Source organism: Dyadobacter sp. HNCC25DJ187 (genome assembly GCF_056895255.1).
Genome location: NZ_JBXHAT010000002.1, coordinates 1,446,824 through 1,460,982, shown reverse-complemented (window position 1 = coordinate 1,460,982; position 14,159 = coordinate 1,446,824). Strand labels below are relative to the sequence as shown.

Genomic DNA, 14,159 nt, shown 5'->3' with positions numbered 1-14,159 from the left:
TAGCTGTAAGCCACTGACTATTAGCCATGCGCTTAGAAATGAATACTTCTTATGCTAGTTTTCAACAGTACCGGCATTACAGCCGATCGCTGTGAAAGATATCAACTAAAAAGAACCATATAGATGATTCTCAGACTAACGATAATCACAATTGTTCCTACCATGATCATCATTGTTTTGATAGGTAATCGTCGTGCAAGTGTTGCTGCAATTGGGGCGGCAACCATTCCTCCCAGAATTAGCCCTAAAACCACTTTCCAGTGCGAAAATCCGATAATGGTGATGAAGGTAACAGAACTTGCAAGTGATACAAAAAACTCTGCAAGGTTCACTGAACCAATGGTATATCTTGGATGACGGCCTCTTGCAATCAGCGTTGATGTTACAATAGGTCCCCAGCCACCGCCGCCAATCGAATCCAACGTACCTCCCGCCATTGCCAGCCATCCGATCTTTTTTATCGGACGTTTCTCAATACGCTTTTTCAACGCTTTTTGGACAATAAGAATTCCCAGTATCAGTGTATACACTGCCACCAAAGGTTTGACAATGTAAATGTATTTTTCGAATGATGACAATAGATATGCGCCTGCAATGGCTCCCAAAACACCTGGAAACAGGATTTTCTTAAACAATTTGCTGTTTACATTTCCGAATTTCAGGTGCATGTAGCCTGAAACGCCACTTGTGAAAATTTCAGAAGTGTGAACACTGGCGCTCACTGCTGAGGGCGGAACACCTAATGTGAGCAAAAACGTAGCAGCAGTTACGCCATAAGCCATTCCCAACGCTCCATCTATCATTTGCGCTACAAAACCGCCGAGCACATAATAAAAGAATTCTTCGTTGAGTTCCAACTCATCCCATAATACGGACAGGCGATCATATGTAAGGTAAGTAAAGAGCAAATGTCCGATTATCATCAGCGCGATGGCTGAAAAAATGTTAACGAATATTTCTGTTCTGGTACGCTTGCGCAGGGTGGCTGCCCATATTTTCTTCTGGACTGTTTCCCAGTTAAGCGGCGCCTTCGGAGCTTGTACCTGAGCTGACGTGTTTTCCGCGGACTTCCTGAACAGATCGTCGGACTCGCCCGGAAGATCTCTTAAAAAAACTTTTTGACCTTTTTCTCTTGCCAATACTGCTAAACGCCGGTCTTCTTCCGGATCGCCGCTAGCAATGTACGCCACGTCTATAGATTGCCAGTCAGCTGGTTTGCTGATTTCTGATGAGGGTATAGAATCCGCCGCTTCCTTCAAAGTCTATGTAGTATACTATTATGGTAGAGTAATTTTACACCAAAAATGCAAACAACTGTTTGCTATTCAGGCTACAAAAGTAGAATCAATTTATGAATTTTCAAAGAGTAGGGAAGCAGAAGATTGAGGCTGTAAAATGCGGAAGATGGATAGTCAGAAATAGCAATAGGCCGCAAGTGTGATTCCCCGATTGGTTTCTTTTTCGATATCTATCCGGCCATACCCTGGAAGATTTAAAGAACCGGATTGATGAATGTTTGTTATTCCGAGATAGTAGCGGAGGTCCAGGCAAATATTTTTACCCAAATTATAGCCCATTCCGGCAGTTGCGCCAAAATCAAATCCTTTGTAGGAGGATTGATAGTTTGCGACGTTGTCGCTTTTAAAATCATTCTTATAGATAAAGCCCGGCTGGACTCCAATCATTCCAAAAAACTTGTTGCTTTGAGGATGAATTTTAAAGGTGAGAGGGACCATTAATGTTTGATACACATCTACGTACTTACTTTCTGATGGATAGGAGTTCAGAACTTGAGATTCTCCAAGAGTCATATGAGTCAGACCTGTGCTGAAAGTAACGTGAGGACCTGTCTTTACATCCAGGGCAATTCCGAAGGTAGGTCTGAAAATAGCTTTTTCACCAGATTCTAATTGAGAGATTTGAGCCATACTCAAACCTAAATGTGGACCTATCCGGATTTTTTTTTCGTTCTGAGCGAATGTGCTAAACTAACAGTTAAAAAGAGCCCAATTACTTTCAATGAAATTTTCACGATATAATCCCTGGATTTTGAAGATAGCTTTTTAATACTGGCCTGTCCGGTAAATAATCTGAAAAGTAGTGAGATTTGCTTCTCTACTGATCTTATTTTCAGAGGTAATACAAGGGATGTAAGTGTGATTGTAACTAACCTTGGGAAAATACTCAATCGGAGCTAAAAATTAGTAAAACGGGATCGCCTCATCAGATGTGGGCGATCCCGTTTACTTTTATTCATAACACCTTATCTCCATTAGCGCTACGGGGATATCGATGCCAGAGCCTGAAAGTCGGATTTTCAAATGCTGTGTTGTAACGGGTTTTTCAAAAATAGCAGTCCGTTTACTCAGGTGGTTACCGGAAATTGTCCCGATCACTTCATCATTACAATTGGTTATTGTGATGTCGCTGACGCAAAATGGCATTACCGTTTCAGGATGAACATAAATTACGTTTTCCATCGGGTGATCATAATCGGTATCAAATACAAAATCCACTTTTGAAATGGTTGTGGTTTCACTCCAGCTGACAGTCAGCAATGGATTTTTATCGTTCAGGTCCGCAACCCAGGCATTTGGCTGGGAAACAGGTCGATGAAAACCATTTTTCAAATTATCTGTTCCAAAAACCGAAATAGGCTGGCTGAATTTCATCGCAATATTTCTCCCTTCCGGACGGCGCTGAGGGCACCAGAATTCAAATGTATCCACACCAATATCTTCTCCAGGTTCCTGTTTGCCATAATTGGAAACGGCTGGGTTGGTAGCGTTGAAAACAGAAACTAATCCCGTAATCCTCGTTTCGCTATACCGGATTTTTACTTTCTCATTTTTCATGAAACAGATAAATGCATAACATGCCTCATCAAAATTTACTGACCATTCGGCAGTGATCTCCTGTTTCCCTTTCTTTAGTTTAAAAGTTTGAACATCAAGGGTGACGTCAGGTGTGTGATTAAAATGTTTACTGCTTTTTCGCAGTTCAATAGCCAATGTCGTATCCGCTTCTGCTTCTACCTGAATAGTTATTGACGGCACATTTCCATTCGACAGTGGAAGCATTTGCGCAACTGAATCTTTGATGATAGCCCAAAAATCAGAGCCAGGAAGTTCAGTCAACTTTAAAGTTGAGGAGGCCTTGATTTCAACTGCTTTGCGTACCAGATTCTCGGTATCATTAATATCCGTTTGAGGAAGATATTGTCCCGAACGCCATAAGGCCAGTTGTAACTCTTTGATATACTTGGTTCCCAATTCTCTTGGCGTACAATTATACTTTTTACAAAGAGCTGCCGCAACAGCCACAGCTTGCCCACCGACAGCACTCGTTGCCATCACACGGGTTGACGCAAAAGCGACGTGGGTAGCACTGATGATCCTACCGGCAATAAACAGATTGCTGATGTTTTTGCTGTAATAACAACGATATGGAATGGAATAAACACCTTTGCTGTGCCATTGGTTACACCCTGACTGATCACTGTAAATCCCATCTGCGGGATGCAGATCGAGGCTCCATCCGCCGAAAGCAACAGTGTCGTCAAATATTTTTTGCTCCACTACATCCTGTTGGTTCAGCATGTAATCACCTTCAAAGCGACGGCTTTCCCGCTTACCCGGAATGGTCCCAACCCATTCCAACGTCATGTTTTCTGCTTCGGGAAATTCGCCGGAATTTTTAATGTAGTTCCAGGCTCCGTAAACGACTTTCCACAATTCCCATTTGATTTTTTCGGTATCATGAACGGTGTCAAGGCGACCGCCGTATTCGAGCCACCATAGCCGGCAGCCGAAATCTTTCGGATTAAATGTTTTATAACGGGGAATGTCCTTAATATCCTGTAAAGCAAAGGAAGGCGGAACGAATTTTACAGGCCGACCTGCATCTTTAGAATAAAAATACATGGAATGCCCCAGCAGTTCACCGTAAGCTTTATCCGGAGCAAACTTTTCACCAAACTCCTCTGCCGATTCGGCACCCATCCTGAAAGCAGCACCGGCCAGAAAACCTACAATTCCATCTCCGGAAGCATCACAGAACAAAGGAGCGCTTAAAGTATATTGCGTACTGTTCTGACTGCAAAATGCGTGTACTGCAGTAATTTTATCTTCGTCCTGACTCCCCGGAGGATTCTTATCCAGATCGCAAACGGCTGTGTTCAGAAGCAGCGTAATATTTTTCTCCTCTACGATTTTTTCAAGTAATACAGTGTCAAAGATCAATGGATTTCCATCCGGATTGCGGTAGATGTTTTCCAGCATGATCTCATCGATCACACCGCTTTCCCGCGCCCAGCGGTTGTTGTTGCCCATATGTGAAGTAGCGCCCAGGATCCAGAGGCGGACCTCACTCGAACAGTTTCCACCTAAAACGGGTCTGTCCTGAACCAATATTACTTTTATCCCCGCTCTTGCAGCTGTAATTGCAGCGCACGTTCCGGTTAATCCGCCTCCAACAATGACCAGATCCGATGAAATCGAAATTAACTTAGGAGTTCTTTTGTATGTGTATTCTTCTTTAAGCATTTTGTTGAATGTTTTTGCCACTAAGAGATCCGACTTAAGGGTATCACGGGAACGCCCGCCGCGCAGAGTAGAGAAGCCAAAAGCAAAGGGCGCAAAGATTTTTTCGCCATTCGTTTTTAACCCTAAGATGTAAAATCTATGTCTCAGTGGCAGTTAATGGATTTTGTCAGGTTTATTTTAAATCAATTGTTTCGTCCAGAACTTTGAATCCTGTTGGTTTGAAAATGTTTATATTGATGTTCTTGTCAAATCCTTTCACAGGAATCTGCACCTCCTTGCTTTCGCCTGGATTAAGGTTGGGGATGTTGATAGATTTTCCGGAAGTCTGAATGTAGTATCCCTGAATAGCATAGGCCGGGAAATCATTACGAGCCGTTACTTTCAAAGTCAAAATGTGTTCTCCCTGATCGCCAATTTTAAAACCGGTTTTTTCGACTGTCACAGGTGACATTTCTTTTTGATATACATAATAGGCAGGCCGCAAACTTCTGTCGGAACGGACAATTCCCCAGGGACGGTATCCATTGGGATTGGTTCCATGGAATCGACTTAGATAGTCATTGTAAGTCCACCAGGATGCACCTATTACATATGGTCTCTTACGTATTTCGGCAACAACTTCTGAAACATGTTTTGCCTGAACAACTTCACTCGATCCGAAATCGTGTTCCGAAGATTTTAGTAATCCTTGGGTCATTTCTTCCTTGCTGTCCGCACGTAACCCCCACTCAGAAATCAGTATTGGCTTTTCCGGATACAGCGCATGAATGTGATCCAGTGCTTTTGCATGATTCCCGTACGTATTGGTGCTAACAAAATCGACATATTGACTTGCTTCGTCTTCCGGTTTTTTCGGAAGTGTGTTTAAGAGCATCGTGGCAAAAGTGTAAAGCCGGGTTGGATCCAATTCACGGGCATAGTCGATCATATCTTTTGTCCACCGTTGTCCTGCAGCACCCAAAGAACCATATTCATTACCGACGCTGTATGCAATAACACTCGGGTGATTCCAGTCGCGTTCAGCCATTTCTTTAAATTGCTGACGGAAATTTTTTCTGATTGTATCATTGTTCATCAGCCTTGGCGTGAGTTGCCAGTTTCCGGCTTCGGTGATAATGAGCATACCGTATTTGTCCGCCAGGTCGTAAAAGTGTTCTGAAGGCGTGTAGTGTGTAAGTCGGTGAAACTCCATTCCGGCCTCTTTCATCAGTCTGAAATCCTTTTCTATCAGCCAGTCAGGTTCCAAAGACCCAAGTTTGGGGTAGTCCACAACCCGGTTTCCGCCACCCAGTTTTAGTGGCTTTCCGTTTAATAAAAGCTGTACATTTTTGATCTCAACCTTACGTATTCCAAAATTACTTAACAGGGTATCTAAGCCCACGAATGCCTTCAATTGATAAAGATTCGGATCATCCAGATTCCATAATTTAACCTGTGCCGATGTCAGCGCTGTTTCCGACTCAACAATTCCTGTCTGACCGGGCTGAATTGTAACCGGTTTTGTCTTCCATTTTAAAAGAATTTCTTTCTGATCAAAACTGACTGAAATTCCTGTTTTTGGAGAAATGGATTTCGCAGACGCATTGCGGATCCGAAGTTGTGTTTTGATCGTGGCTGTACCTTTTTCAAGATCAGGAAGTGCATCAATCTTAATGTTTTCAGAGTAAACTTCTGATTCTATCGTGAAATAAACCGGACGAATCAAACCGCCATAATTCATCCAGCCTACGAATGGATCATTGACTGCGTTGTCGTCTTTTGCGCCCGGAATGCTACCGGGTTGCCAGGTGTTATTATTTACCGAAACGGCAAGAATGTTGTTGCCTTCTTTTAGAAAGTCAGTGACGTCGAAGCTGAAAGGCGTATAACCTCCTTCATGTGAACCTACTTTTTGTTCATTGAGCCAAACATCGGTCTTGTAATAAGCCGCATCGAAATGCAGGATTACTCTCATGTTGGCAGCCGGTTTCCACGTAAATGGCTTTCTATACCAAACCGTACCTGTGTAAAATTCATACCTTTTATCCACTGAAAAAGAATGCGGTACCGTCACTTTATCGAACCTGCCGCCCTGAGGAACGTTCTGCATGTACCATTTTCCGGGAATCCCCATATTGGCAGGGTCAAGAGCAAACAACCACTCGCCATGAAGCGGAATTGCATCCGGGCGCCGGATGGAGTATTGTGCAAAAGAACTTTGCGCAACACATAATATTAAAAGGAAGAAATGCTGAAATTTGAATCGTTTCATGTGAGATGTCGTCAATTAACAGGGTTTGGAAATTCAATGGGTTGACTTTGCATTTTTATCTTCTTCGAAGCACTATAAGGAATCAACGTTGCTACCAGAATCACTCCGGCAATGATGGCTGTAATCCCCGCTCCCGAGGTTGTGAATGTGCTCAGTACAAATAGTATAACAGATGTGAAAAGCAGTGCTCCTGCAATAACCTGCAATCCAAATTTGTTTTGGCGTTTTATTTCCAATGCCTCTTCCGGTGTCGCTTCGATCAGATTGTCAACTCTTTTCTGTTCTCTTGAAACCTGATAGGTCAGGAATTCCTGTGCGGTTTTATCCTTCGATCTTGCCCAAAGTTCATAAGCCAGAAGTAATAGTAGGGGTAAACCAACGCCAACAATGTTTTCCATTGCACGGGAAAGCTTGAAATCGAGCAATAAAGGAGCGAGTACTTTAAAGAAAAGGTTAACCGAAAGTCCAATACCAGTTACCCAAAGAGTGACTTTACTAGTAAGTCGTTTTGAAAACAAAGCCCAGAGGGGAGGAGCAAGCAATGGTCCGCCGGATATGGCGGAAATACTGAGGACGACTTCCACAATTCCACCCGCTAACGGAACAAGTAGGGCAATACCGATCATGCCTAAGCCAAAAAACCAGGATGAAGCTCTTGCTACACGTATCAGTTGCTTATCAGAAGCAAGTGGGTTAACCATCCCTTTGTAAATGTCGTTGGTAAATACTGCGGAGACCACATTGAGCGCCGTGTTTGCACTGGCAGAAGTGGAGAAGTACATGCCCGTCAGCATCAGCCCGAGTAAGCCCGGAGGCAATACGAGTTTACATATCATCAGGTAAGCATTTTCTGTATCCAGACCTGTAAGAGACGGATTAATTGCTTTGTAAATCATCGGAGGAAACATCCAGATCACCGGGCTGATCAGATACAAACCGGCAAAAAGAAATGCCACTTTTCGGGCAGATTTTTCACTATCTACACTCGTGTAACGCTGCACCATAGTCCAGTTTCCACCAATGTAACAAATGTGATAGATGACGAAAGCGAGCACGAAGCCGATGGTATATTCTCCGTTGAGCAGGTTGAAAAAGTCGTCTGGCACTTTGCTGGTAAAACCTTCCCAGCCGCCTACTTTATCAAACGACAAAGGCAGTAGAATAAAAACGGCTGCACACAAAACCACAAATTGGAGAATGTCAGTCACCATTACGGCCCAAAGTCCACCAACTGCGGTATAAGCGATCATAAATAATCCGAGTGCTATGGTGCACGGCATGAGCGGCAAATCCAGAGAAGAGCTCACCAGGCGTGCCACGGGATACAAAACCGAACCTTTGATGAAAACGGATACAAGTGTGAATATGAAAATATAGGTTTTCTGAACTGGCAGCCCGAGACGTTCACGGATGAACTCTGCCGCTGTAAGTGCACCGGTTCTTTTCCAGTAAGGTGCCAGAAAAAGCCCGGTCACGAGCGCTCCAATACACATCGTCCACTGAATGGTGATGGCCACCCAGCCGTGTTTGTAGGCAATGGAGCCCCAGGCAACAAAAGTCCCTGCCGAAAAGAAGCTCATAAAGAGTGAAAGCCCGCCGATGAACCAGGGAACGGCTTCTCCTCCCGCAAAAAAGGATTTTAGATTTCTGCCCGTTCTTGCAAAAAGCAAACCTATTGCCAGTACAAAGGCAGAGAAAACGGCAATTACGATGGTATCAATGGTTGTATTCATAAATAGGCTGTCGGCTCACATTTGTGATGTTATTTTGAACTTAATTTTGTCAATGGGCTGTCAGTTCGGAATGGTGCTGCCGGAAAGCCCTCTTTGTTGTAAAGGTTGGCGCCGTTGCTTTCCACCGGGCTCCACGCCCATGCGTACCGTACCGACTTTGGCTCTGAAATCTGATCTTTCCAGACAACTACTTCATTACCTTCGATCCTGGCATTGGCCCACACAAATTTTCCATCTGATCCTGCAATGGAGAATCCTTTGAGAGCTCCGTTTCGTGCAGCTAATCCGCTGGTGGCGTATTTGAATTTGATCCGGATGTTCTGTCCTTCAATCTGCATAGACTGATACAATGGAGAGGTTTGCAGGTTATGTTCTCCATAACAAAGCCTTTTTGCTTCGGCTGCCATACGTTCACCAACTTGCAGTTTGTAAACCGGGTGAACGTCGTACGGATTTCCTACATCCATCGTTACGGCTATTCCGGTTTGAGGAATTACCAAAGCTGACTGCTGTGCTTCTCTCATTTCAGCCCAGTGCGATTCTTCCGGATTTGGGTTAAGAGCGCCCATGCCTGAAAGCTGAGAGATAATAAAGGGAAGGTCGCCTTGGTTAAACTGTTTGCGCCAGCCGTTAATTAAAAGTGCTAGAAGTTTTTGGTACTTAGCTGCTTCGGAGGCATTGGCTTCTCCCTGATACCACAAAAAACCTTTTAATCCCAGATCTGCAAACGGGGCGATCATCGCATTGTAAATTGCGGACGGTTTCTTTCGGTCAGCTGGTTCGGTTGGTTTATCGGGATATGTTCCTTTTTTCAATGTACTTTTAAAAAGCCAGTTTCCTGACAACGGAATGATCAGTGGCTGCTCCGATTCTATCAACTCCTGCAATCTCAGGTCAGTGGCATTTTTGCTTGTGAAACCACCAAAACCGGATAAATTTTCAATTCGGATGGCAATCAGATTTTTGCCCTCTTTTACCAATTCGCCCGGAATAACATAAATCCTGCGGCCTGGCTGCCAGGTAGTTCTTCCTACTTCGGTTCCGTTGAAATAGGTCATGTCCAGATCTTGCAGCGTTTCCAGATTAATCATCAGCGATTTTCCCTTCATGGAAGCGGGTACAATTACTTCCTTACGAAGCCACACAATTCCGTCAAAATCCGGCAATCCCTGTTCTTCCCAGTATCCCGGCGCTACCAGCGTTTTCCAGTTTTCGGGTTTATAGGCAGGAGAATACCAATTTTCCGCAAAACCGGCATCTGCTTTTTCAATGCCATCCATCCAAGTTCGTGTAGCTACCGCATGTTCAGTCCGCCTGATCTCAATTGACTTTTCCTGTATTTCTCTATGAAATTTTTCAGCCATTTCTGAAAAATCAGGATGCTGTTCTATACTTTTCAATCCGATCCACGGCTCTATGAATGTTCCTCCCCAGGAAGTGTGAATGATACCAATGGGGATGTGCAGGGATTTGTGAATCTCTCTTGTAAAAAAATAAGCAACAGCTGAAAAAGAAGCGGTATTTTCCGGAGTTGAGATCTGCCACAATGCCTCAGATGTATTGTTACGTGGAACCGAGCTTAATTCCTTGGGCACGGTGAAAGATCTTATCTCATTGTTGTTGGCTTCCCTAAGTTCGAAAGGTGCGTTGAAAGCTTTGTAAACCGGCCACTCCATGTTGGATTGTCCGGAGCATAGCCAGACATCGCCGATCAGAATATTTTTAAATGAAAATGAGCTGTCCGAAATTATTTTTAATTCATATGTTCCACCAGCATCTTTCGCAGGAAAGCTAATTTTCCAATTACCGTTTGCATCGGTTTTAACTTTCTTTTTCTCGTTGGAAAATTCTACGGTAAAAGTGGTATTGGGATTGCCGGTACCCCAAAACTGAATCGGTTTTTCGCGTTGCAAAACCATATTGTCGCCAAAGAAATAAGGGAGTTTAATCCCGCTTTTAGCAAACGAAATCTGTGCAATGCAGAACAGAATTAAACTCAGGTAGCGTATCTTTTTTACTTTATGCATAAGAATCAATCGGACTCACTTCCTTGGTCCGTTCTTTGTACTGTTGACTATTGAAATGTGACAGTGTAAACCTCAATCCCAAATCCGGGTATCTGATAGTCAACAGATTGGTTGGTCACGGGTTGTTTTGATGTGGTTTTAGTAATACCTCTTATCTTTTTACCCGCCGCCCATTTTTCAGCATTGAGAGAAATTTTTCCTTCACTCGGCTGTGCCCGGTTATTGAGCAAAATGATATAAGCTTCTTTGTTTTCTGTATTCTCTGCAAGAACGGCATCTACAACCGGGAGCTGTCCGGTTACGAAACCTTCTCTTATCACCAAATTTGCTCTGTTGCCATAAATGCTTCCGGCTTCGAAACCGTAGGTCTGGTGAGGGCCAACTTTCGGTGTGACAAAACCTCTTGGGAATGAAACTTTTCCCTCCGAACGCAGTGCAACTTCCGACAACAGGTAATCGGTGATCCAGCCCACCTGCCACCAGGCATGATGCGGATATGGGCCAGCGCCCTTGTTCATTGCCTGCCAGTAGTAGGAGGCTACGCTTGTTTTGCTATCGACAAAAGCGTCGCGGCCAATGGCAGACGAACGCGCCATATCAGCAAAAATCTGATCGCCGGTAAGCTGGTACATGCGAATGAACATACCGGCATGGCTTGCCAGCTGAATAGGACCGTGGCGTGTAGCAGAACCAAAAATTCCTCCGTGCTCAAAACTCAACCCCGTCTGACTAATTTCCCAATCCTGTCTTTTTGTGCCATTCACCGTTTTAATTTCCCGACTGGCAATAGGGTGTGTATAGATGGATGTCATGTAAATTTTGGCGCAGGTTACAGCCGCATCTCGGTATTTTTTGTTTTTGGTCAAATCATACAGATCCAGAAATGCCTGAGCCGATTGTCCGGTTGCAAAATCCGGTGCGTAACGTGCGTCCCCGCAAACACCGAGGAAAGAACCCGTTTCTACTGAATTTTTGATCAGCCAGTCTGCCCCCTTTTGTGCAGCTTTCAGGTATTTTTCATCTTTTAAAATACGGTAGGCGACAATCAGTCCGTAAAAGGATGGCCTTACATCTTTAATATCCCTGAAGAGTTCTTCTTTTGTGTTTCGGTCGTAAGCAACCGCAAAACTGCCGTCTGTTTTTTGCCAGGAAAGCAATTTCTCAGCGCCGTATTTTAGCCTTTCTTTTAACTCATTATTGTTGGGTTCAAACAAAAGCATGTTGCCAATGTCCAACATCACGTAATAGGTGAGCGCAATAGGCTCAACCACCTCGCCCCATTCTTCCACAAATTTTTTCTTTTTGGCAAGATAATATTGTCCCTCAATCGCCCCCTTGAAAAAGCCATCTTCCGTATCCTGTTGAACCAACTTAAAGTTCAGAGCTGGTGGTAACACTTTTTCTTTCAATTCCGGATCGCTTGTCGCATTGGCCAGCATCCACATGGCGCCATAATCTGCATTTTTCATAGCATCTCTATTGGAGCCGACCACCCCGCCCAAATAGGATTGCGCGCCAATTTGTTTGCCTTTGTATTCCTCAATATTCCAAAGTGAAGTTTTTGGATCAGTAAGGTAGTGATGCATGTTTTCGATCCTGCTCGTAAGGGATTGCGTGCTTTGGCGTAGCGCTAGCGTTTCTTTGAACTTGTAAATATCATAAGCCGCATGGTTCACCGCCTGAAACCAGTCACCGGCGATGAGGCTGTACCGGAACGAATAACTGATTTCTTCGCCAGCGTTCAGCCCGGATTTTTCTTCACCCAAAACCGGGTAATACAAGGTAGGAGAGAGCTGCCCTTTTCTGTTCATGTGCGAAAGTCCCAAGTGCCAGTCCGTCTGTGTATACTTATCCTTTGCCCAGGGATCGCGGGCAAGGCCTGGTTCCGGAATAACAGACAATGTGATGCCTGTTTTGGTACTGACAAGCGGGCTTAATGTTGTAGCGGAACGCTCACGATATACGACCGGACGGGAGGGAATTCCATGCCCATAGGCGTATGCAAGTGCAAAGTTTTCCTGCATAAAATTTCCCTGAAAATAACCCGGCACAGAAACCCATGACATGTTTTGGGCAGGCAAAGAGGCCAGCGTAGGTGTAGCAAGGGAGAAAAAGCCTTTCCTTTTGGCAACCAGCTTCATCGTAACCAGAATATCGTTCGGCGACTTCGGATCAAGTTTCCAACTGGAAATAACCGTTGCTACCTCAGTTTCTTTTCTGAATTCGAGCTCATCTTTTTTGCCCTCTAAAACGGAAGCTAAAAAGTGATATACTGTGCCCGCCGTATTCAGAGAGACTTCCGTCGTGCTTTCCTTCCATTGCAGTGCCTGATAATGATACGCCTCTTCCGGAAACTTACCACCTGTTATTTTTTCAAATGTTTCCTTTGGTTCGTCAGAAGGTTTGGTTTCGGAATAAAGCAATGTGTATTCGCCCGATGGAACCACAGCTTCTATCCACTTTCCATCTTTTTTTACTTTTGCTTCCGCAATACGCCAGCCATTTTTTTCATTTTGCCAGGAAATATGAAGATGGTCGTTTGTCAAACTGGAATGGTTTTTCTTTTGAGCAAAAACCGGTTTCAGTAAGGCAATCAGTAAAAAAAATGAAAGAAAAAGTCTCATGTTTAGTTGATTTCGTTTTTAATAAAATTCCTGATTCCTTCCGATGCATAGGATTTTAATCGTCCCTGTTCATCGTTGTAAATCATATATACATCCAGCTCCTTGTGATTTTTCAAAAAGTTTTTTGTCTCTTCAAGTCCCATTACGAAAAAGGCGGTGTCGTAAGCGTCTGCAGTGATCCCATCTTTGGCAAAAACAGTAATACTCAGCAAAGATGTTTGCTCCATAGAGCCCGTTTTTGGATTAATAAGATGGTTAAAAACCTGTCCGTTTTTCTCGAAATGATTCCGATAGTTTCCTGCGGTTGTCATGGCACGGTCGGTAAGCGTGACAGTAGCGTAAAGCGAACCTGGTTCTAAGGGGTTGTCTATACCCGTAATCCAGGGTTGGTTGTCATTTTTTACGCCCTTGCAAACAATCTCCCCGCCAATTTCAACCATGTATTGTTTAATATTTTTTTGTTCCAAAAACCGGCTGATCACATCCACCGAATATCCCTGGGCAATGCCGTTAAAGTCGAGCCGAATATCTTCTTTTGCTTTCTGAGCCGATATGGAATCAAATTCAATCTGATTAAATCCGATTAGTTTTAGTACAGAATCTACGTCTACATCCACATTTTGACTTTCTCTTTTTGCTCCAAAACCATAAGCTTCGGCAAGTGGCAAAATCGTTGGATCAAATATTCCGTTTGTTGCGTCATATACCTCTTTGGATTTCACCAGCACCGGGTAAAAATAAGGTGTGGAGAATCTGATGGCATGCGAACGGTTGAAAAGCGACAGCTCCGAATCGTCCCGGTAGAGCGATAAACTCTTGTCAAAATCAGTTAAAATTGAATCAATTTGTATTTTAAAATTCCGTTTTTCTGTATCAAAATATTTGATGCTGTAAGTCGTACCCTGAGCTTTGCCACTTATAGAAGTCATCGGAATGTGATGTTGAGCGGCTATCCTGTTTTGTAATAAAAACAGGAGGGG

General features: G+C 43.8%; 7 protein-coding genes and 1 pseudogene. All 8 read right to left on the bottom strand.

Features of this window, described 5'->3' with window-relative positions; all coding sequences use genetic code 11:
• Window positions 1-101: 101 nt before the first annotated feature.
• Window positions 102-1,259, bottom strand: coding sequence for a sulfite exporter TauE/SafE family protein (locus tag AC1XUE_RS16980; protein WP_483357179.1), 1,158 nt, complete (start codon window positions 1,257-1,259; stop codon window positions 102-104).
• Between the two features lie 153 nt (window positions 1,260-1,412).
• Window positions 1,413-1,967, bottom strand: a pseudogene (locus AC1XUE_RS16975) (porin family protein); the annotation flags it as partial.
• A gap of 282 nt (window positions 1,968-2,249) precedes the next feature.
• Window positions 2,250-4,544 carry an FAD-dependent oxidoreductase gene (locus AC1XUE_RS16970; protein ID WP_483357178.1) on the bottom strand — a complete coding sequence of 765 codons (2,295 nt, stop codon included), beginning with the start codon at window positions 4,542-4,544 and terminating at the stop codon, window positions 2,250-2,252.
• A 172-nt stretch (window positions 4,545-4,716) separates the two neighbouring features.
• Entirely contained in the window at window positions 4,717-6,795 is a 2,079-nt protein-coding gene (locus AC1XUE_RS16965) for a glycoside hydrolase family 2 protein (RefSeq protein ID WP_483357177.1), read from the bottom strand.
• Between the two features lie 11 nt (window positions 6,796-6,806).
• Entirely contained in the window at window positions 6,807-8,528 is a 1,722-nt protein-coding gene (locus tag AC1XUE_RS16960) for a sodium:solute symporter family protein (protein ID WP_483357176.1), read from the bottom strand.
• Between the two features lie 29 nt (window positions 8,529-8,557).
• Window positions 8,558-10,555, bottom strand: coding sequence for a sialate O-acetylesterase (locus tag AC1XUE_RS16955; protein WP_483357175.1), 1,998 nt, complete (start codon window positions 10,553-10,555; stop codon window positions 8,558-8,560).
• 47 nt (window positions 10,556-10,602) lie between these two features.
• Window positions 10,603-13,179 carry a beta-L-arabinofuranosidase domain-containing protein gene (locus AC1XUE_RS16950; RefSeq protein ID WP_483357174.1) on the bottom strand — a complete coding sequence of 859 codons (2,577 nt, stop codon included), beginning with the start codon at window positions 13,177-13,179 and terminating at the stop codon, window positions 10,603-10,605.
• A gap of 2 nt (window positions 13,180-13,181) precedes the next feature.
• Window positions 13,182-14,108, bottom strand: a complete 927-nt coding sequence (locus AC1XUE_RS16945) for an FAD:protein FMN transferase (RefSeq protein WP_483357173.1) — start codon at window positions 14,106-14,108, stop codon at window positions 13,182-13,184.
• Window positions 14,109-14,159: the final 51 nt, after the last annotated feature.

Excerpts from the sequence above, each read along its gene's own strand:
- AC1XUE_RS16950 (WP_483357174.1), bottom strand. The coding sequence starts at position 13,179 with ATGAGACTTTTTCTTTCATTTTTTTTACTGATTGCCTTACTGAAACCG.
- AC1XUE_RS16955 (WP_483357175.1), bottom strand. The coding sequence starts at position 10,555 with ATGCATAAAGTAAAAAAGATACGCTACCTGAGTTTAATTCTGTTCTGC.
- AC1XUE_RS16965 (WP_483357177.1), bottom strand. The coding sequence starts at position 6,795 with ATGAAACGATTCAAATTTCAGCATTTCTTCCTTTTAATATTATGTGTT.
- AC1XUE_RS16945 (WP_483357173.1), bottom strand. The coding sequence starts at position 14,108 with ATGACTTCTATAAGTGGCAAAGCTCAGGGTACGACTTACAGCATCAAA.
- AC1XUE_RS16960 (WP_483357176.1), bottom strand. The coding sequence starts at position 8,528 with ATGAATACAACCATTGATACCATCGTAATTGCCGTTTTCTCTGCCTTT.
- AC1XUE_RS16970 (WP_483357178.1), bottom strand. The coding sequence starts at position 4,544 with ATGCTTAAAGAAGAATACACATACAAAAGAACTCCTAAGTTAATTTCG.